We start from the raw sequence: 17,851 nt of genomic DNA on the forward strand, positions 1-17,851 counted from the left end.
AGAAATCCGGCGGATCCGTTTGACTCGCGGCCTGCTTTGGGGTAGGCATCGCGTCGCTTGGCGGGCCCTGTTGGCCCGCTTTGCATTTCACGCAACCGTGGAGACCCGCGCCGGCGCTGTTTGGCCGGGTGTCCTGTCGCCTCTTCCGATGCTTGCAGCGGATGAGGAGAGGAGGTCGCGTTTCCTTGTAAAAACGCACATACAACGAAGGAACCGCGTATGTCGAAGCGCCATGGCGTAAAGTACAAGATCGACCGCCGGATGGGCGAAAACATCTGGGGTCGCCCGAAGTCTCCGGCCAACCGCCGTGAGTACGGCCCCGGCCAGCACGGCCAGCGCCGCAAGGGCAAGCTCTCCGACTTCGGCGTGCAGCTGCGCGCCAAGCAGAAGCTCAAGGGCTATTACGGCAACATCTCCGAGAAGCAGTTCCACAAGATCTACGTGGAAGCCTCGCGGATGAAGGGCGATACGTCCGAGAACCTGATCGGCCTGCTCGAGCGCCGTCTCGACGCCGTCATCTACCGCGCGAAGTTCGTTCCGACCGTCTTCGCCGCGCGCCAGTTCATCAACCACGGCCATGTCAAGGTCAACGGTCGCCGGGTCAACATCTCGAGCTACCGCTGCAACCCGGGCGACGTGATCGAGGTTCGCGAGAAGTCGAAGCAGCTCGTCACCGTGATCGAGGCTGTCCAGCTCGCCGAGCGCGACGTGCCGGACTATGTCGTTGCCGATCACAGCAAGATGAGCGCGACCTTCTCCCGCGTTCCCACGCTGGGCGACGTGCCTTACCCGGTCCAGATGGAACCGAACCTCATCGTCGAGTTCTACTCGCGCTGATACCTGCAGTTTCGCCAGGCCTGCAAGAGGGGCGCGCCAACCGGCGCGCCCCTTTCTCGTTGGCGCGAGCGATCCGCCGGTGCGATTGCGACTTCTTCCCTTTTCATATTCGTGTGCTCGAATATGATGTCTGCAAAAGGGAGAGGCCACGGTGACCATTTCAAGACGGACAATTCTGGGCGGCGGTCTCGCCGCGCCGGCAACATTGGGGCTTGGCGCGCTCGGCGGGGCTTCGGCGGGAAGTGTGCTCCTGCCTTCGCCCGCGCGTGCGGCGCAGGACGCGCACCGCCTGACACTCGGGGCAACGGAACTGGTCGTGCTGAGCGACGGCGGGTTGTCACTGCCGGCCTCGACCCTGGCCGGCAACGTGGAAGAGGCCGAACGGTCCGCCTTTCTTGCAGCCGGCGGCTTCGACACGGCGATGCGCGACAGCGCTCTCAACATCACCCTGATCCGCTCCGGCGATGCCCTGGTGCTCGTCGACACGGGTGCGGGCATGAACTTCTTCGAAAGCGCGGGCCTGCTTGCCGACAGCTTCGACGCGGCCGGCCTTGACCGGGAAGCGGTCACGCATGTGGTGCTGACCCATGCCCACCCCGATCATGTGTGGGGCATCATCGACGACTTCGACGAGGCGGAACGGTTCCCGAACGCCGGCTATCTGATCGGCACGGAGGAATGGGATTTCTGGATGGATCCGGACTTTCTGGCCAACAACCCGGAAGAGCTGCATTCCTTCGGGCTGGGCGCGCAGCGCAATCTTGGCGCGGTGGCGGAAAAGATCACCCGAGTTGGCGCGGATCATGCGGTCGTGCCGGGCGTGACGATGATCGCGACACCGGGCCACACGCCGGGACACATGTCGGTTCTGGTGGAGGATGGCGGCGAACAGCTCCTCGTTCTTGGCGATGCGCTGACCCACCCGACGATCTCCTTCGAGCGGCCCGACTGGCAGCCGACCTCCGACCAGGTGCCGGAGCAGGCGATCGCCACCCGCCGCGCGCTGCTCGACCGGGCGGCGACGGACGGGTTGATGCTGATCGGGTATCACCTGCCCTGGCCGGGTGTTGGCAGGGTCGAGGTCAAGGATACGGCCTGGCGCTACGTGCCGGCGGGCTGACGCCAGTTACACCGGGGACCGGGCGCCGGTCATGGCGGGGGCGGGATGTCGGCCTTGCCCGGCGTCCCGATGGTCAGCGAGCGCGTGTCGATGGTGGCGCCGCCGCGTCCGTCGGACTTCAGCACCACCGTTCCAACCGAGGCGGAGGCGCAGGCCCCGACGAGCAGGGCAAATGCGAGACTGATCGGCAGAAGTGGTTGCAAGGCGGGCCTTGATCGGTTTGAGCGGGGCTGTGTGCCGGGAGGCATCCTGCTTCGGCTGCGGCATGACTTCCCGACGGTCACGGATCGGGGCCGCGATTGCAAGCCGCGGTGCGGGCCTGCATTCGTGCGGCAAGCGACGTCCGGTCGGGCCTCTCCTCGTCGTTCCGGCTGCGGGGAACAAAACTGCCACATCTCCTGAAAATCTTCGAGCCTGCACGCCTGACGGCGCTTGTTTGCTTTCCCGATACTGCGCACATGCTAATGCAGGGTGGCAGTCCACAATCCGGAAGTACCAGCATTCACCATGAAGATCAGCACGATCACCAATCTGGCCTACGGCGTTACGGTCGTCCTCACGGTCCTGTCGGGTTTCGCGTTCATCATGTCCGGCCAGATGGCAGCCGAGGAGCGGCGGGCCGTGGAAGTGCACATGGCGCTGAATGATCTTGGTGCACGGCTTGAGATTGACGCAGAGCTGAGGACGGACGAGGCCCGCCTCTATGTCATGCGGGGCGATCCGACGCATCTTGCCGTGTTCGACAAGATCAACGAGGAGGAGCACCGGCTCGAGGAACTGGCCCGCCGTGCAGAGGCCCTCGGCAGCACGGACGAGGAACTCGCCTTGCTGAAGGAGACGACCGCCACCATCGACCGGCTGGAGGAAATCGAGACGCAGGCGATCAAGACGTATCAGGGCGGAGACGTCACGGCAGCGCGTGCCGCGCTTTTCGGCGATGAACATTACGGTCAGCATGTTCGTCTCGTCGACGAGGTCGAACGGTTCCGCAAAATGGTCGATGTCAGGACCGGGCTGGAGCTGCAGCGTGCGCAGATCTGGAGCGACTGGCTCGGATCCATCGCGCGCATCCTGCTGGGGGTGACCGCGGTCGTGTTTCTCGCCGTCCTCTATTTCGTGCTGCGCCGCCGGGTCTCCGTGCCTCTGACCCGGATGACGGGCATCGTCAAGCGTCTTGCCACGCAGGACTTCGCGGTCGAGGTTCCCCACGACGGCCGCAGCGACGAGATCGGCGAGTTGAACTCGGCGATCCGCATCTTCCGGGAGAACGGGCTGGAGCGGGAACGGCTCGATGCCGAGCGCCGCCGGGACCTGAAGATGAAGGATCTCATTCTCCAAATGATGCACCGCATGCAGGCCTGCCAGAAGGTGGCGGAGGTGGCGGAGGTCGTCGGTCGTTTCTCGCCGCAGATTTTTCCCGAACTGGGCGGGGCGCTGTTCGTGCGCAACGAGGCCAATACGTTGCAGACCCGGATCGGCAGCTGGCGGCTGCCGGAAGATGCGGTCGGAAACTTCGATCCGGAGGAGTGCTGGGGTCTGCGCCGCGGCCAGCCGCATCACAGTTCGACCGATGGCGAGGATATCGACTGCCGGCACATGACCGAAACCTGCAACTCGTCGCTTTGCATTCCGCTCAGTGCCCACGGGGACACGCTCGGCCTGCTCGCCTTCGCGGACATTTCCGGCAATGCCGCCTCGATCAGGGAGTACAAGGCCTATCTCGGTATGATCGCGGAGAATGTCGCGCTTGCTGTCGCCAACCTGCAGCTCCGCGAGCGCCTGACCCGTCTTGCCGTGCGCGATCCGCTGACCGGCCTGCTGAACCGCCGCTCGCTGGACCTGGCGCTTGCGACGCATGTGCGCGAGGACGCTGCAGCGGATCTGACCTGCTTCGTCATCGATATCGATCACTTCAAGCGCTTCAATGACGAGTTCGGCCATGATGCCGGTGACACGGTGTTGCAGACGGTGTCCGGCGTCCTCACGGAGATCGTCGGGGAACGTGGCACCTGCTACCGCTTCGGCGGAGAGGAGTTCGCTGTTCTCCTGCCCGATGTTCCGGCGGAGGAGGCCTACCAGATCGCCGAACATATCCGCACGCGCACGGCCACCCTGTCGCTCAGCCATACGGGCCGCATTCTCGGCACGGTGTCCGTGTCGATTGGCATCGCGGACAGCCGCGACGGCCGGTCCTTGCGCACGGTACGCACCCGTGCGGACGGGGCCCTGTTCGCGGCCAAGGCGTCCGGGCGCAACCGGACCGTGCGGGACGCTGCCGCCGAAGCCTGAACGATCGCTGCATCGGGAAGACGTTCGCGCGGAAGCGGCTTTCCGCTTGGCGCGGCTGCCGCGAGCCGCTATGCCAACGGCGAGCAGCCGACACTTCGAGATTCCCGGGATAGTCCCATGACCGATCTTGCCAACAGCGCGGAGAGCGACGTACCGGCGCTTTTTCGCAATGCGCCGTCCTCGGTCGGTTTCCGCAAGCTGCGCAAGCGGCTCGTGCGGGAAGTGCGCGAGACGATCTCCCGTCATGCAATGGTCGAGGCGAGCGGCGGACGGCCGCGCTGGCTGGTTTGCCTGTCGGGCGGCAAGGACAGCTACACGCTGCTGGCCGTGCTGCTGGAGCTGCAGTGGCGCGGATTGCTGCCTGTCGACCTGCTTGCCTGCAATCTCGACCAGGGGCAGCCGGGCTTTCCCTCGCATGTATTGCCTGATTTTCTTGCCGGGAACGGCATCCCGCACCGGATCGTGTATCAGGACACCTATTCCATCGTCACCTCGAAGATCCCGGAAGGGCGGACCTACTGCTCGCTCTGTTCGCGGTTGCGGCGCGGCTTGCTTTACCGCACGGCGCGGGAGGAGGGGTGCCAGGCGATCGTTCTCGGCCATCACCGCGAGGATGCGCTCGAGACGATGTTCATGAACCTCTTCCATGGCGGCCGGCTGTCGTCGATGCCGCCCAAGCTGGTCAATGACGATGGCGACCTGATGGTGCTGCGTCCGCTGATTTCCTGCGCGGAAGCCGACATCGCCCGGTTTGCCCGGACGATGGAGTTTCCGATCATCCCGTGCGACCTGTGCGGCAGCCAGGACGGCCTGCAGCGTGCTGAGGTCAAGCGCATGCTGGAGGAGTGGGAACATGCGCATCCCGGGCGGCTCGCAACCATGGCGAAGGCGCTGACCCAGGTTCGCCCCTCGCATCTGCATGACGGGACGCTGTTCGATTTTGCCGGTCTCGCACCGGGTGCTCCTGCCGGCGGGGAGGCGCGCGAGGACGCGGAGGGCTGTGGCGCCGCTCTTGCGATGACGGCACGGCTGTTCGCCGCCGAATAGATCCAGCTGTTCCAGACCGACAAGCTGAGCCGGGAAGGGCGTCTTTCCCGGCTTTTCCTTTCTCTCCCGCGCCACCATCGGCGGCGTGAATTCCCGGGACCCGACGATGACACTCCAGACGCCTTGCGGCATCGACTTCGGCACGTCCAATTCAACGGCTTCGATCCTGGATCGAGATGGTTCGGCCCGTCTCCTGCCCCTGGAAGGCGACAGCGTCGTACTGCCCAGCACGATCTTCTTTCCCTTCGAGGAGCGGCATGTCCGCTTCGGCCGCGCCGCGGTCGGCGCCTATGTCGAGGGGATCGAAGGGCGGTTGATGCGGGCTCTCAAGAGCGTGCTTGGCTCCAGCACGATGGCGGAAAAAACCACGATACGGGCGCAGCGCTGGACCTTCTCCGAGATCATCGGGCTTTATCTCGGGCAGGTGAAGCACCGGGCGGAGCAGGCCGCGGAACGGCCGCTCGACACGGTGGTGCTTGGCCGGCCGGTCCGGTTCGTCGATGACAACGAGGCGGCCGACCGCCGCGCCGAGGGGGAGCTGGAGGCGATCGCCCGCGCCGCGGGCTTTGCCTCCGTCGCCTTCCAGTTCGAACCGATTGCCGCCGCGCTCGACTACGAGCGCTCGGTGTCGCGGGAAGAGCTTGCGATGATCGTCGACCTTGGCGGCGGCACGTCGGATTTCGCCATCGTGCGCGTGTCGCCCGAGCGCCGGAGCAGCACGGACCGCCGCGACGACATTCTCGCCAGCGCCGGCATCCACATCGGCGGCACCGATTTCGACCGGCTGCTCAGCCTGCGCAAGCTCATGCCGGCATTCGGATACGGCACGCTGGCGCGCGACCGTCGGCGCGACCTGCCGAACTGGGCCTATTTCGAACTCGCCACCTGGCACAGGATCAATTTCCTCTATGCGCCGCAGGTCGACACCAGGTTGCGGGAGCTAAGGCAGGACGCGGACCGGCCGGAGCTCGTCGAGCGGCTGATCGCGGTGATCGCCGAGCGTCAGGGGCATGCGCTTGCCAGCGCCGTGGAAGAGGCGAAGATCATGCTTTCGGCCGAGGATCTTCACCGGCTGCATTTTCCGATGCGCGACGAGGATCTCGACATCGATGTGGCGCGTGAGGATCTGATTGCGGCGATCGAGCAGTCGGTCGGCGGGATCGAGGGCGCGCTTGGCGGCTGTCTCACCCAGGCCGGTGTTCCGGCAAAGGCAATCTCGTCCGTGTTCCTGACTGGTGGTTCGGCTTCCGTGCCTTTCGTGCGCGAACGGCTGACCCGCCTGTTTCCGCAAGCCGAGGTGGTGCAGGGCGATGTCTTCGGGAGCGTGGGGGCGGGGCTGGCGCTTGACGCGGCACGCAAATACGGCCCCGCGTGAGCCGTATTGCGTCGTGGTCGGGACAAACGGTGCCGTTCCGGGTCTGAAGCAGGGCGGTGACGTCTCGCGGGGAAGCAGGCGTCACTCCGACGTGGTCCGACCGGTATCAGGGCTGCGGCCCTCTCAGGATCCCTTGCCGACGGTGAGGCCGTGGTCGGAACCTGCGGGCCGGTTGCGCACAAGGATGACGAGAGCAGCGGGGGCCGCCGTTGCGCCTTCCGCCGCCAGCCCGCCATGGGCGCGGCAGGTATCGGCATCGCTGATGCCGTTGGCGGGTGCGAAGACCATGAGATTGACGCAGGAGATGCGGCGGAGGCCGGCATCCGACTCCTGAGCGAATGTTGCAAGACCCAGCCCCAGGCTGAGAGCGATACCGGTAACGGCGAGTTTCGCGATCCGCATCTGCCAATCCTTTCGGTGTCGGGAACCCCTGATACAACCGAGGACTACCCCGCCCGGACTGAGTACGACCTGAAGCGAGCGTTCATCTGACGTTCATCGTGGGTGATTCGGCAAATTTTGCCTAGTCTTCAAATTTTGCAAAAATAAAGGGCGGATCGACTTCGATCCGCCCTTTATTAACTATTTATTAACCTGTCAATTCAGGTGAGCATCATGCCGACTGGCGTGTCTCGATGCCTTTTTCGGCAAGATGCGACTGCAGTTCCTGGTTCTGGAACATCTCGCGGATGATGTCGCAGCCGCCGACGAATTCACCCTTCACATAGAGCTGGGGAATGGTCGGCCAGTCGGAGAATTCCTTGATGCCCTGGCGCAACTCGTCATCCTCGAGCACGTTGATGCCCTTGTAGGTGGCGCCGACATAGTCGAGAATCTGCACGACCTGACCGGAGAACCCGCATTGCGGGAAGGCCGGGGTGCCTTTCATGAACAGCACGACGTCGTTGTTGTCGACTTCGTTCTTGATCCAGTCCTTGATGCTCATTTTCCTGTCCTTTCGTTCCGCCGGGTCAAGGTCCGGCGAGCGTGGAATTGGTTGCGGGCCGGCCGGCTATTCGGGGGCGCTGGTCTGCAATGCCAGCGCGTGCAGCTCGCCGCCCATGTTGCCCTTCAGGGCCTGGTAGACCATCTGGTGCTGCTGGACGCGCGTCTTGCCCTTGAAGGCATCCGACACCACGACCGCCGCATAGTGATCTCCGTCCCCTGCCAGATCGCGGATTTCCACCCGCGCGTCGGGCAGGGCCTCCTTGATCAGGGCTTCGATCTCGCGCGCCTGCATCGCCATACTGTCACGTCCTTCCTGTCGGGCAGTCCGCAAGGCCGGATGACCCGGCCCTGCAATCCTCGGTTTGCATTTCCTTCACGACAATCCTTGCGGACGCCATGCGGCCGTTGCCTCAGGCGCCGGCCATGTAGCGCGGGAACCAAGTCTCGTGGGTCTCGCGCAGCTTTGCAACGGATATGGTGAGAATGTCCTCAACCGTCAAATCCGTGCCGCCGACATTGCCGATTTCGACAATCTCGAGCCCTTCGTCGAGTGCGTCCTCGACAACGGCAGCGGCTCTCTCGGCGGGGATCGTCACCACATAGCGGGCCTGGTCCTCGCCGAAAAGGGCGGCATGGGCGGGAGCGGGAACCGCGACGCTCGCCCCCTTGCCGCCGGCCATCGCCATTTCGGCGAGGGCAACGGCGAGGCCGCCGGAGGAGATGTCATGGACGGCACTTACCCGGCCCGCACGGATCAGTTCGCGGACGAATTCACCGCGCCGGCGCTCGGCCGCAAGGTCCACCGGGGGCGGCGCGCCCTTTTCCTCCCCCAGAACGTCGCGCTGATAGGCGCTCTGGCCGAGATGGCTGCCATGGCCGCCGATCACCGCGATCACGTCCCCCTCGCCGGAAAAGGCCAGGCTGGCGCGTTTCGTCACGTCCGGCAGCAATCCGACGCCGCCAATGGCCGGTGTCGGCAGGATGCCCTCGCCGCTGGTTTCGTTGTAGAGCGAGACATTGCCCGAGACGATCGGCATGTCGAGCGCCTCGCAGGCGGCACCGATGCCTTTGATCGCGCCGACGAGTTGGCCCATGATCTCGGGGCGCTCGGGATTGCCGAAATTGAGGTTGTCGGTGGCGGCCAGCGGCTCGGCGCCGACGGCGGTCAGGTTGCGCCAGCATTCGGCGACCGCCTGCTTGCCGCCCTCGAAGGGATCGGCCTCGACGTAGCGCGGGGTGACGTCGACGGAGAAGGCCAGGGCCTTGCCGTTGTCGCCGACGCGGATGACGCCGGCATCGCCCCCCGGCGAGGCGACGGTGTTGCCCTGGACCAGCGTGTCATACTGCTCGTAGACCCAGCGGCGCGAGGCGCCGTTGGCGTTGCCAAGGAGGGTCAGGAGAGCATCCGCATAGCTTGTGGGCTCAGGGAGTTGCGCGGCCGGCAACAGGGGCTGCTTGGGGCTCTCCGCCCAGGGGCGGTCGTATTCGGGAGCTTCGTCGCCGAGCTCCTTGATCGGCAGGTCGGCGACCGTCTCGCCCTGGTGGTTGACGATGAAGCGGAGCGTGTCGGTGGTCACGCCGACAATGGCGAAGTCCAGCCCCCACTTTCGGAAGATCGCCTTGGCCTCGTCTTCCTTCTCCGGCTTCAGCACCATGAGCATGCGCTCCTGGCTTTCCGAGAGCATCATCTCGTAGGCGCTCATGCGCTCCTCGCGCACCGGCACGGCGTCGAGGTCGAGGGTGATGCCGAGATTGCCCTTGGCGCCCATTTCGACGGCCGAGCAGGTGAGGCCGGCCGCGCCCATGTCCTGGATGGCGACGACGGCGCCCGTCTTCATCAGTTCCAGGCAGGCTTCCAACAGGCATTTCTCGGTGAAGGGATCGCCAACCTGCACGGTCGGCCGCTTTTCCTCGATCGTCTCGTCGAACTCGGCTGAGGCCATGGTCGCGCCGCCGACCCCGTCGCGGCCCGTCTTGGCGCCGAGATAGACGACCGGCAAGCCGACGCCCTCGGCCTTTGACAGGAAGATGCCGTCGGCGGGCGCGATGCCGGCTGCGAAGGCGTTGACCAGGCAGTTGCCGTTGTAGCGGGAATGGAACTCAACCTCGCCGCCGACCGTTGGTACGCCGAAGGAGTTGCCATAGCCACCCACACCGGCGACGACGCCGGAGACGAGATGGCGGGTTCGCGGATGCTCGGGCGCGCCGAAACGCAGCGCGTTCATCGCGGCAACGGGGCGCGCGCCCATGGTGAACACGTCGCGCAGGATGCCGCCGACGCCGGTCGCAGCGCCCTGGTAAGGCTCGATATAGGAGGGATGGTTGTGGCTCTCCATCTTGAAGACCACCGTTTCGCCGTCGCCGATGTCGACGACGCCGGCGTTCTCGCCCGGTCCCTGGATGACGCGCGGCCCGGTCGTGGGCAGCGTCTTCAGCCATTTCTTCGAGGACTTGTACGAGCAGTGCTCGTTCCACATGGCCGAGAAGATGCCGAGTTCGGTGAAGCTCGGCGTGCGCCCGATCAGCGCCAGAATGCGCTCGTATTCATCCGGCTTGAGGCCGTGGGCCTCGACCAGTTCGGGAGTGATCGCGATGTCGTTGGGGATCATGGGCGCCTGCAGCCTTGGATGCGAAAGATGCCGCCCGTTTAGCAAACCGGGAGGCCAAAGGGAATTGTAGACATTCCTTGTCGTCACACCCATCCTCGAACACGGGGCGATCGACCACTTTCTCGTCCCGGTTTTCTCCCTTCCGCCAACAGACCGGAACACCTCCATGCACCGCATGCATCTCATCCTTAACGGCAAGTCCTCGCAGCGCGAGGATGTGCGGGCGGCCGTTGAACGCGTGCGCGGGCAGGGCACCGAGCTTGAGGTGCGTGTGACCTACGATGCGGGAGACGCAGCACTTTTCGCGCGCGATGCGGTGTGCCGGGAGACCGGGGAACAGCCCGACGTGATTGTCGCCGGGGGCGGAGACGGGACGCTCAACCAGGTTGTCGCCGCCGCCCTTTCGGCGAATGCCGCGACGTCTTGCGCGTTTGCGCTGCTGCCTTTGGGGACCGCGAACGATTTCGCTGCCGGTCTCGATCTTCCGGTTGATCCGTATGCGGCGCTCGCCCTTGCAGCCTCCGGAACCCCGCGCAAGATCGATGTCGGCCGCATCAATGACCGCGTCTTCGTCAATGTCGCCAGTGGCGGCACCGTCACCCGCATCACCCGCGAAACCGACCCGCGCGCCAAGCGCTTGCTCGGCGGGGTGGCCTATCTTGTCGCTGGCGCCAGCCGGATTGGCGAGCTGACACCGAGTCGGGCCTCCTTTTCCGCCGACGGGTTCAACTGGGAAGGGCAGTTTCTTGCCATGGCCATCGGAAACGGGCGGATGGCGGGGGGCGGCGTGCCGCTCTGCGCAGAGGCGAAGGTCGATGACGGCCGTCTCGACCTGACGCTGTTTCCCCAACCCGAGGCCGATGATGTCCTGTCGCTCCTGTCGAGCCTGCTGCGCGAGCCCGATGACAACCTGCAAGGCTATGCGAGGCGGACGACCTTCACGTCGCTGCGCGTCGAGGCGGAAGAGGAGTTGTCGCTCAATCTCGACGGCGAACCGATGTCGGCCTCCCGGCTCGACGTCAAGGTCGAGCCGGGAGCGCTTCGTTTTGTGACCGGAGCCTGAGATCCGGTTCCGGGCCGTTCAGACCGCGCCGGTATATTCGCCGCGCGCCGGATAGTCGTTCTTGCGCACGAAATCGAGGGCGCCGACCATCTCCTGGAAATGCGGGCGGACGAAAGGCATCGTCTGTACCGAGGCGAAATAAAGCGTGCCGTCGGTGCGGACGAGGAAGACGCCGGGTTCGGAGAAAAGCTCCGGCTCCTCAATGCCGATCGATGTCGTGCCACGACCGGTGGAAACATAAAGCCCCCATTCGCGCGCCAGCCCGAGCGGCAACCCGTAGCCAAAGCGCAGGGCGGTCGCGCCGACCTTCTCGGCCATCGCACGGGTGCGTTCCTCCCCGTCGGAGGAGATCGCAATGGTCGTTACGCCGCGTTCGGCAAAGTCCGGGGTCAGCCGCTCCAGCTCCTTCAGGTAGGTGGCGCAGATCGGGCAGTGCAGGCCGCGATAGAAGACGACGAGCGTGGCGAAATCGGGAGTTTCGGACGCAAGGTCGAAGGTGCCGTGGTCGAGCGTGTCGATGATCAGGCCGGGAACGGGTTGGCGGGGGAGGAGGGGCATGTGCATATCCTTCTGGGCAAAGGGGGCGCCCGGCCGGCTGCCGGGCTGTCTTGGACGGGTGCGGCGCGCATTGTCCGGAATCTCTAGATAGTGTATTCCTGAACAACATCGATGCTAATTTCTTGCCATATCGTTCAGGTGCGCCATGGATGTCATGCAGAAGCGGGTTGACCGGCTGTCGGCCCTGATCGACCGGTTCCGGATCGACGCCTCCGTTCTTCATGCCCCGCTCGCGGGCAGGGCGGCGTCTTGCGTCAATCTCTTCCTGATCACCGAGGGCATGGCGGAGCAGGTCTCGCGCCCCCGCTGGCTGGTGTTCCGCACGGGAGGGGCCCCGACGGGCGGCGTGTCGGTGCCGCCGGAGGGCGATGTCGCGGTTGCCGCGCGGGTTGATCTGGGCGGGGAGGGATCGCCGCTGGCGATGGCCTTGCCGGCGGAGGTGCGCGTCGATCTCGAGGACGCGCCCGCGCTGGCTGCCGTCTCCACTGTTCTGCTGGAGGAGGTCGAGCGGCCGCGATGCGGCGGCAAGGCGATTGTCGACCGGCTTTGCGAGATCGTGGTGATCCGTTTCCTGCGCCATGCGATCGAGACCGGCCGCGCCGAAAACGGGCTGATTGCCGGCCTGGGACATCCTCAGATCATGCTGGCTCTGGTTGCCATGCACGAAGCGCCGGAGCGCCGCTGGAAGTTGGAAGATCTTGCGGGACTGTGCGGCATGTCGCGCACCGCCTTCGCCACCACCTTCCGCGATGTCGTGGGGCGCACGCCCGGAGCTTATCTGCAGGACTGGCGGCTGGGCATCGCCCGCCAGGAAATCGGCCGTGGCGGGTCGCTCAAGACGGTTGCAGGGCGGGTCGGGTTCTCAAGCGCGGCCGCTTTCAGCCGCGCCTTCTCGCGCCAGTTCGGACATGCGCCGAGCGCCTGCGCGCGGGCCGGTTAGCGGGCCCCGCCGGTCGTCGGCCTTTCCAGCTGATAGACCGCGTCCGTGGCCTCCTCAAGGCGGGTCGCGATGGCCGCCTGAGCGTCGAAGAGGCCGCGATTGTAGAAGGCGTTGCCGATCTCGCCGGCAAGGAAATCCAGAAACTCCTCCGCCTCGAGCGTGCCAATCTCCACATCGAGCTGATCGTGCAGATGCGCGCGCAACCGATGCACCAGTTCCGCTTTCTCTTCGGTGCTGAAGGGGTTGCGGGTCATGGCGTCCTGTGTCGGTTCGGTCTCAGGCGACGGCGAAGGCGTTGCAGATGCTCTCGAAGAAGGCACGGCCGTCGGTGCTCGCCTGCAGCGGATCGACGTAGTTCTCCGGGTGCGGCATCATGCCGAGCACATTGCCGGCCGCGTTGGTGATGCCGGCGATGTCGTTGATCGAACCGTTCGGATTGGTGCCTTTCGCATAGCGGAAGGCAATACGGTTGCCATCCTCCAGCGCGCGGATCGTGTCCGCATCGGCGAAATAGTTGCCGTCGTGATGGGCGACGGGGCAGCGCCAGGTCGCCCCTTTCTGCATTGCCGCGGTGAAGCGGTTGGCGGTGGAGGCCGTCTCCATCAGCACTTCGCGGCAGACAAAGGTCAGCGCCGCGTTGCGCATCAGGGCGCCCGGCAGCAGGCCCGCCTCGGTCAGCATCTGGAAGCCGTTGCACACGCCAAGGACGAGGCCGCCCTTTTCCGCGAAGGCACGGACCGCATCCATGATCGGCGCGCGGGCGGCAATCGCGCCGGAGCGCAGGTAGTCGCCATAGGAGAAGCCGCCTGGCAGCACCACCAGATCGACGTCGGGCAACTGCGTGTCGGCATGCCAGACGGCGGCCGGCTTGCGACCGGAGACCAGCTCCAGCGCGTGCATCATGTCGCGCTCGCGATTCGAGCCGGGGAAGGTGACGACGGCGGATTTCATGGCGGGACGGCTCCCTTGGAGTTCGGACCAGAACGGGCTTCAGACCAGAAACAGTGCAGCTGCCAGTGCCAGCGCGGCCGGCAGCAGGACGAAGACGGCAGCCTTGATCAGCAGGAAGCGCGGGGCCCGGGCGCTGTCGTCATCCATGGCTGGCAGGCATGGCCGGAGACCCCGTCCTTGTGCGGATCAGACGATCTCGATGTCGTAGTTCTCGATCACCGTGTTGGCGAGAAGCTTGTCGCACATGGCGGCGAGGTCGGCGCGGGCGCTGTCCGCGTCGCGGCCACTGATTTCGATGTCGAAGACCTTGCCCTGGCGCACGCTGTCGATGCCGGCAAAGCCGAGCGCGGCAAGGCCACCCTCGATCGCCTTGCCCTGGGGGTCGAGGACGCCGGTCTTCAGGGTGACGGTCACGCGTGCTTTCATCAGGGCTCGTCTCCGCGAACTGGGGAACCGGCACGGATCGCTGCCGGTCGGGCTTTCGCGCCGCTTCTAGCGCGGCGGCCGTACGGAAGGAAGGGCCTTCTATACATTTTGCATGACGCTATGCATTTCGCACAAGGGTTGGAGCAATCTCTAATCGGGTGTCGCTGCCGCCTCTCCCCGCCTACCAAGCTTGTCATTGGCAACGGCAATGGAGAGTTTCATGCCTGTACTGGAAAACAAGGTCGCGATCGTCACCGGAGCAAGTTCTGGCGTCGGCGCGGCAACGGCGCGGCTGTTCGCGTCAGAGGGCTGCGCGGTGGTGCTTGCCGCTCGCCGAAAGGACGAGCTGGAGGAGCTGGCGGCCGAAATCTCGCACAATGGCGGCCAGGCCGTGGCGCTTGCCGGGGATGTCCGTGAGGAGGCCTATGCCGAGGCGCTGGTCGATCTGGCGAAGAACCGCTTCGGCGGGCTCGACATCGGCTTCAACAATGCCGGCACGCTCGGACCGATGGGGCCGGCCGCGTCGCTGTCGCTTGACGACTGGAACATGGCGCTTTCCACCAACCTGACCGGGGCCTTCCTCGGCGCCAAGTATCAGGTGCCGGCGATGGAGGAGCGCGGCGGCGGATCGCTGATCTTCACCTCGACCATCGTCGGGCACACGGTCGGCTTTCCCGGCATGGCAGCCTATGCGGCGAGCAAGGCGGGGATGGTCGGACTGATGAAGGTGCTGGCCGCCGATCACGGACAGCAGGCGATCCGGGTCAATGCGATCCTGCCCGGTGGCATCGACACGCCGATGGGACGCGAGGCGGCCGACACACCGGAGGCACTAAGCTTCGTCGAGGGGCTGCATGCGATGAAGCGGATCTCGAGCCCGGAGGAGATCGCACGCTCGGTGCTGTATCTGGCTTCGGACGCATCGAGCTTCACCACCGGCACGGCGATGCTGGTCGATGGCGGGGTCTCGATCAACCGCACCTGAGCTGCATGAGGTCTGCGAGATGCAAGAAAGCCCCGGCCGCTGGCCGGGGCTTTCCTGGTTTTCGATGGCCGCGGGGATGCGGCGCGCAAGCCGTGCTACTTGACGAGCACCGGGCCGGTACCGGCCGCGCGGTCATTGTCGTTGAGGATGCCGAGACGGCGCGCCACTTCCTGGTAGGCTTCGAGCATCCCCCCGAGGTCGCGGCGGAAGCGGTCCTTGTCCATCTTCTCGTTGGACTGGATGTCCCACAGGCGGCAGCTGTCGGGCGAGATCTCGTCGGCGACGACGATCCGCATCATGTCGCCTTCCCAAAGCCGGCCGCATTCGATCTTGAAGTCGACGAGACGGATGCCGACGCCGAGGAACAGGCCGGAGAGGAAATCGTTGACGCGGATGGCCAGCGCCATGATGTCGTCCATCTCCTGCGGCGAGCACCAGCCGAAGGCCGTGATGTGCTCCTCGGAGACCATCGGGTCATCGAGCGCATCGTTCTTGTAGTAGAACTCGATGATCGAGCGCGGCAGCTGGGTGCCTTCCTCGATGCCGAGGCGCTTGGACAGCGAGCCGGCGGCGACGTTTCGGACCACCACCTCAAGCGGGATCATCTCGACTTCGCGGATCAGCTGCTCGCGCATGTTCATGCGGCGCAGGAAGTGCGTCGGGATGCCGATGCCGTTGAGATGATTGAAGATGAACTCGGAAATCCTGTTGTTCAGGACGCCCTTGCCATCGATGATCTCGTGTTTCTTGTTGTTGAAGGCGGTCGCGTCGTCCTTGAAGTGCTGGATGAGCGTCCCGGGCTCGGGGCCCTCGTAGAGGATCTTGCCCTTGCCCTCGTAAATGCGCCTGCGGCGGTTCATAGGCACGTACCGTGTTGGAGAAAGAAAATCCATAACTGGCGGAGTTGCTCCGGTTGACTGCGGTCCCGAGCCCGGTGGACGCTGTCTGATCGGCCATGCGGGCTGGTCGGGACGGTCATCGGAAGGCGCGAGAACGGCAGTTGCACTTTCGGCCCCCCGCTCGATGGCGCGGAACCTACACGATCGCTTGGTAAAGTACAATGAAGCGCGAAAAGAGAATTTCCGGACCGTTCGGACGGGCTGGCGCTTTCCCCGGAAACGCCGTGGACATGGCCGGTCAATGCCCGGGCAGGGGTTCTTATCGCGTTGATTTGGCCGCCTGCGAAGGATATGCAAGAGCGCACCGGATACCCATATGCCAGACACCCATGTGAATGGCGCGATCCGCAACCCTTCCAGCGGCCACCGGCAATGGCGGGCCGCACCCGAGACGAGGCAGGAGACACAGGCATGAGCACGTTCGACCGTCGCGAGGAGGCCTTCGAGAACAAGTACGCCCACGACGAGGAGCTCCGCTTCAAGGCCGTGGCGCGCCGCAACAAGCTGCTTGGCCTTTGGGCGGCTGAAAAGCTCGGTCTCGATGCCGACAAGGCGCAGGACTACGCCAAGGAGGTCGTGCGCTCTGATTTCGAGGAGCCGGGCGAGGAAGACGTGTTCCGCAAGATCCGCAAGGATTTCGACGACGCGGGCGTCGACCAGTCGGACCATCAGATCCGTCGTACCATGGACGAGCTGCTGCATCAGGCGGCCGAGCAGATCCAGAGCGAAGGCTGACGCGGCACTGCGAGCCGATGCCGGCGGCGCCCGCGCCGCCGGACCCTCCCGGCTTCCTTGACCTTCTCTGGGGCCGGACATTTCCCTCCCGCTAGGATGTCCCGATGACCGCCGCTCCCTCCCTTGCCGCGCGCCTGCGCGCCGACGAAACCATCGTCACCGCCTGGTCGACGCTGGCCGTGCCGATCCTGGCGGAACTGCTGGGACGGGCCGGCTATGGCGCCGTGACGCTGGACATGCAGCACGGTGCTCATGACATCGGTACGGTACGGGAGGGCATCGCTGCTGCCCGTCTCGGCGGCGCCCATGCGGTGATGAGGCCGGCGGTCGACGATTTCGCCACAGTCAGCCGCGCCTTCGATCTTGGCGCGGAAGCCGTGATCATGCCGATGGTGAACTCGGTCGAGGACGCGTTGGCGCTGGTCGGGGCAGCCAAGTATCCGCCGGTCGGTGCCCGCAGCTGGGGGCCGCACCGCGCGGCGATGCTGCAGGGCGTGTCCCCTGCCGACTATCTCGCCGCCGCCAACGCCGAGACCGTGGCGCTGGCGATGATCGAGACGCCGGCGGCGGTGGAGGCGCTTGACGAAATCCTTGCCGTCGAGGGGCTGGACGGTATTTTCGTCGGCCCCGGCGATCTGTCGCTTACTCTTTCTGACGGCGCGAGCGTGACGCCGAGCAGCGAGGCTGTGCAGTCCATGGCCGCTGAAATCGCCGCGAAGGCGCGGGCGGCGGGCAAGTTCGCCGGCATCTTCTGCAATACGACAGCGGATGCGCGCGCGGCCCGCGACATGGGCTTCCGCTTTCTCGCCCACGGTGTCGAGATGTCGCTGCTGATGGATGCCGCCAAGGCAAAGCTGGCCGAACTCGACTGAGCGCGGGGCGTTGGTTCCCGTCGAGACCGATCGTTCCAACCTCGGCAGAGGCGATGGCTCGCCTTTGCCTGCGGCAGGCGTGAAGCCCCCCGGCGTCAGTGGTCCGTGCCGGTACGCGGCCTCCGTGTTCCCGTCGCCTCCGCTCTGGAAACGAATGGGCCCCCGGTCAAGCCGGGGGTGACAGCCTGAGGGTGTGG

At 65.4% G+C, this 17,851-nt stretch carries 21 protein-coding genes; 10 read left to right on the top strand and 11 right to left on the bottom strand.

Annotated features, from left to right (window positions below; translation table 11 throughout):
* Positions 1 to 219: 219 nt before the first annotated feature.
* A complete protein-coding gene (gene rpsD, locus RBB46_RS15295) occupies positions 220 to 837 on the top strand; it encodes a 30S ribosomal protein S4 (protein ID WP_306029881.1) in 618 nt (205 codons plus the stop codon).
* Positions 838 to 988: 151 nt separating this feature from the next.
* The gene (locus tag RBB46_RS15300; RefSeq protein ID WP_306029882.1) at positions 989 to 1,957 is read left to right on the top strand and encodes an MBL fold metallo-hydrolase; all 969 of its coding nucleotides are present in this window, start codon (positions 989 to 991) and stop codon (positions 1,955 to 1,957) included.
* Positions 1,958 to 1,986: 29 nt separating this feature from the next.
* Here RBB46_RS15300 and RBB46_RS15305 read toward each other — a convergent pair whose 3' ends face one another.
* Positions 1,987 to 2,160, bottom strand: a complete 174-nt coding sequence (locus RBB46_RS15305; RefSeq protein WP_306029883.1) for a hypothetical protein — start codon at positions 2,158 to 2,160, stop codon at positions 1,987 to 1,989.
* Positions 2,161 to 2,464: 304 nt separating this feature from the next.
* Between RBB46_RS15305 and RBB46_RS15310 the strand changes: the two genes are divergently transcribed.
* From RBB46_RS15310 to RBB46_RS15320, 3 genes are all read left to right on the top strand, one after another.
* Positions 2,465 to 4,246 carry a sensor domain-containing diguanylate cyclase gene (locus RBB46_RS15310; RefSeq protein ID WP_306029884.1) on the top strand — a complete coding sequence of 594 codons (1,782 nt, stop codon included), beginning with the start codon at positions 2,465 to 2,467 and terminating at the stop codon, positions 4,244 to 4,246.
* Positions 4,247 to 4,363: 117 nt separating this feature from the next.
* Positions 4,364 to 5,293, top strand: a complete 930-nt coding sequence (gene ttcA, locus RBB46_RS15315; RefSeq protein ID WP_306029885.1) for a tRNA 2-thiocytidine(32) synthetase TtcA — start codon at positions 4,364 to 4,366, stop codon at positions 5,291 to 5,293.
* A 106-nt stretch (positions 5,294 to 5,399) separates the two neighbouring features.
* A complete protein-coding gene (locus RBB46_RS15320) occupies positions 5,400 to 6,668 on the top strand; it encodes an Hsp70 family protein (protein ID WP_306029886.1) in 1,269 nt (422 codons plus the stop codon).
* Between the two features lie 123 nt (positions 6,669 to 6,791).
* Here RBB46_RS15320 and RBB46_RS15325 read toward each other — a convergent pair whose 3' ends face one another.
* The 4 genes from RBB46_RS15325 to purL form a co-directional block, all read right to left on the bottom strand.
* Complete coding sequence (locus RBB46_RS15325) at positions 6,792 to 7,070, bottom strand: antitermination protein (protein ID WP_306029887.1); 279 nt, start codon at positions 7,068 to 7,070, stop codon at positions 6,792 to 6,794.
* 211 nt (positions 7,071 to 7,281) lie between these two features.
* Positions 7,282 to 7,614, bottom strand: coding sequence for a Grx4 family monothiol glutaredoxin (grxD, locus tag RBB46_RS15330; RefSeq protein WP_306029888.1), 333 nt, complete (start codon positions 7,612 to 7,614; stop codon positions 7,282 to 7,284).
* Positions 7,615 to 7,680: 66 nt separating this feature from the next.
* On the bottom strand, positions 7,681 to 7,914 hold the full coding sequence (locus RBB46_RS15335) for a BolA family protein (protein WP_306029889.1): 234 nt from the start codon (positions 7,912 to 7,914) through the stop codon (positions 7,681 to 7,683).
* A 112-nt stretch (positions 7,915 to 8,026) separates the two neighbouring features.
* On the bottom strand, positions 8,027 to 10,225 hold the full coding sequence (gene purL / locus RBB46_RS15340; RefSeq protein WP_306029890.1) for a phosphoribosylformylglycinamidine synthase subunit PurL: 2,199 nt from the start codon (positions 10,223 to 10,225) through the stop codon (positions 8,027 to 8,029).
* Between the two features lie 166 nt (positions 10,226 to 10,391).
* On the opposite strand from purL, the gene yegS reads away from it, so the two are divergent.
* Positions 10,392 to 11,288, top strand: coding sequence for a lipid kinase YegS (gene yegS, locus RBB46_RS15345; protein ID WP_306029891.1), 897 nt, complete (start codon positions 10,392 to 10,394; stop codon positions 11,286 to 11,288).
* 18 nt (positions 11,289 to 11,306) lie between these two features.
* Here yegS and RBB46_RS15350 read toward each other — a convergent pair whose 3' ends face one another.
* A complete protein-coding gene (locus RBB46_RS15350; protein WP_306029892.1) occupies positions 11,307 to 11,846 on the bottom strand; it encodes a peroxiredoxin-like family protein in 540 nt (179 codons plus the stop codon).
* A gap of 145 nt (positions 11,847 to 11,991) precedes the next feature.
* On the opposite strand from RBB46_RS15350, the gene RBB46_RS15355 reads away from it, so the two are divergent.
* The gene (locus RBB46_RS15355; RefSeq protein ID WP_306029893.1) at positions 11,992 to 12,786 is read left to right on the top strand and encodes an AraC family transcriptional regulator; all 795 of its coding nucleotides are present in this window, start codon (positions 11,992 to 11,994) and stop codon (positions 12,784 to 12,786) included.
* On the opposite strand, the gene RBB46_RS15360 is transcribed toward RBB46_RS15355, so the two are convergent.
* Genes RBB46_RS15360 through purS form a run of 4 tightly spaced genes read right to left on the bottom strand, consistent with a single transcriptional unit; the run spans position 12,783 to position 14,163 of the window.
* A complete protein-coding gene (locus tag RBB46_RS15360; RefSeq protein ID WP_306029894.1) occupies positions 12,783 to 13,040 on the bottom strand; it encodes a DUF2164 domain-containing protein in 258 nt (85 codons plus the stop codon). The genes RBB46_RS15355 and RBB46_RS15360 overlap by 4 nt on opposite strands.
* A 22-nt stretch (positions 13,041 to 13,062) precedes the next feature.
* Positions 13,063 to 13,737 carry a phosphoribosylformylglycinamidine synthase subunit PurQ gene (purQ, locus tag RBB46_RS15365; protein WP_306029895.1) on the bottom strand — a complete coding sequence of 225 codons (675 nt, stop codon included), beginning with the start codon at positions 13,735 to 13,737 and terminating at the stop codon, positions 13,063 to 13,065.
* 39 nt (positions 13,738 to 13,776) lie between these two features.
* Positions 13,777 to 13,884 carry a phosphoribosylformylglycinamidine synthase-associated small membrane protein gene (locus tag RBB46_RS15370; protein WP_306029896.1) on the bottom strand — a complete coding sequence of 36 codons (108 nt, stop codon included), beginning with the start codon at positions 13,882 to 13,884 and terminating at the stop codon, positions 13,777 to 13,779.
* 39 nt (positions 13,885 to 13,923) lie between these two features.
* Entirely contained in the window at positions 13,924 to 14,163 is a 240-nt protein-coding gene (purS, locus tag RBB46_RS15375; protein ID WP_306029897.1) for a phosphoribosylformylglycinamidine synthase subunit PurS, read from the bottom strand.
* 220 nt (positions 14,164 to 14,383) lie between these two features.
* On the opposite strand from purS, the gene RBB46_RS15380 reads away from it, so the two are divergent.
* Positions 14,384 to 15,148: an SDR family oxidoreductase gene (locus RBB46_RS15380; protein ID WP_306029898.1), complete on the top strand. Its 765-nt coding sequence runs from the start codon at positions 14,384 to 14,386 to the stop codon at positions 15,146 to 15,148.
* A gap of 95 nt (positions 15,149 to 15,243) precedes the next feature.
* Here RBB46_RS15380 and purC read toward each other — a convergent pair whose 3' ends face one another.
* Positions 15,244 to 16,041 (bottom strand): phosphoribosylaminoimidazolesuccinocarboxamide synthase, encoded by a 798-nt coding sequence (purC, locus tag RBB46_RS15385; protein ID WP_306029899.1) that lies wholly within the window; start codon positions 16,039 to 16,041, stop codon positions 15,244 to 15,246.
* 417 nt (positions 16,042 to 16,458) lie between these two features.
* On the opposite strand from purC, the gene RBB46_RS15390 reads away from it, so the two are divergent.
* On the top strand, positions 16,459 to 16,782 hold the full coding sequence (locus RBB46_RS15390; protein WP_306029900.1) for a DUF1476 domain-containing protein: 324 nt from the start codon (positions 16,459 to 16,461) through the stop codon (positions 16,780 to 16,782).
* A gap of 104 nt (positions 16,783 to 16,886) precedes the next feature.
* Positions 16,887 to 17,654 carry an HpcH/HpaI aldolase/citrate lyase family protein gene (locus tag RBB46_RS15395; RefSeq protein WP_306029901.1) on the top strand — a complete coding sequence of 256 codons (768 nt, stop codon included), beginning with the start codon at positions 16,887 to 16,889 and terminating at the stop codon, positions 17,652 to 17,654.
* The last annotated feature ends 197 nt before the right edge of the window (positions 17,655 to 17,851 follow it).

This window comes from Stappia sp. MMSF_3263 (assembly GCF_030733745.1).
Taxonomy (GTDB): Bacteria; Pseudomonadota; Alphaproteobacteria; order Rhizobiales; family Stappiaceae; genus Stappia.

Coding starts and splice junctions, on each gene's coding strand:
- rpsD (WP_306029881.1), top strand. CDS start 220: ATGTCGAAGCGCCATGGCGTAAAGTACAAGATCGACCGCCGGATGGGC.
- RBB46_RS15310 (WP_306029884.1), top strand. CDS start 2,465: ATGAAGATCAGCACGATCACCAATCTGGCCTACGGCGTTACGGTCGTC.
- ttcA (WP_306029885.1), top strand. CDS start 4,364: ATGACCGATCTTGCCAACAGCGCGGAGAGCGACGTACCGGCGCTTTTT.
- RBB46_RS15320 (WP_306029886.1), top strand. CDS start 5,400: ATGACACTCCAGACGCCTTGCGGCATCGACTTCGGCACGTCCAATTCA.
- RBB46_RS15325 (WP_306029887.1), bottom strand. CDS start 7,070: ATGCGGATCGCGAAACTCGCCGTTACCGGTATCGCTCTCAGCCTGGGG.
- grxD (WP_306029888.1), bottom strand. CDS start 7,614: ATGAGCATCAAGGACTGGATCAAGAACGAAGTCGACAACAACGACGTC.
- RBB46_RS15335 (WP_306029889.1), bottom strand. CDS start 7,914: ATGGCGATGCAGGCGCGCGAGATCGAAGCCCTGATCAAGGAGGCCCTG.
- purL (WP_306029890.1), bottom strand. CDS start 10,225: ATGATCCCCAACGACATCGCGATCACTCCCGAACTGGTCGAGGCCCAC.
- yegS (WP_306029891.1), top strand. CDS start 10,392: ATGCACCGCATGCATCTCATCCTTAACGGCAAGTCCTCGCAGCGCGAG.
- RBB46_RS15350 (WP_306029892.1), bottom strand. CDS start 11,846: ATGCCCCTCCTCCCCCGCCAACCCGTTCCCGGCCTGATCATCGACACG.
- RBB46_RS15355 (WP_306029893.1), top strand. CDS start 11,992: ATGGATGTCATGCAGAAGCGGGTTGACCGGCTGTCGGCCCTGATCGAC.
- RBB46_RS15360 (WP_306029894.1), bottom strand. CDS start 13,040: ATGACCCGCAACCCCTTCAGCACCGAAGAGAAAGCGGAACTGGTGCAT.
- purQ (WP_306029895.1), bottom strand. CDS start 13,737: ATGAAATCCGCCGTCGTCACCTTCCCCGGCTCGAATCGCGAGCGCGAC.
- RBB46_RS15370 (WP_306029896.1), bottom strand. CDS start 13,884: ATGGATGACGACAGCGCCCGGGCCCCGCGCTTCCTGCTGATCAAGGCT.
- purS (WP_306029897.1), bottom strand. CDS start 14,163: ATGAAAGCACGCGTGACCGTCACCCTGAAGACCGGCGTCCTCGACCCC.
- RBB46_RS15380 (WP_306029898.1), top strand. CDS start 14,384: ATGCCTGTACTGGAAAACAAGGTCGCGATCGTCACCGGAGCAAGTTCT.
- purC (WP_306029899.1), bottom strand. CDS start 16,041: ATGGATTTTCTTTCTCCAACACGGTACGTGCCTATGAACCGCCGCAGG.
- RBB46_RS15390 (WP_306029900.1), top strand. CDS start 16,459: ATGAGCACGTTCGACCGTCGCGAGGAGGCCTTCGAGAACAAGTACGCC.
- RBB46_RS15395 (WP_306029901.1), top strand. CDS start 16,887: ATGACCGCCGCTCCCTCCCTTGCCGCGCGCCTGCGCGCCGACGAAACC.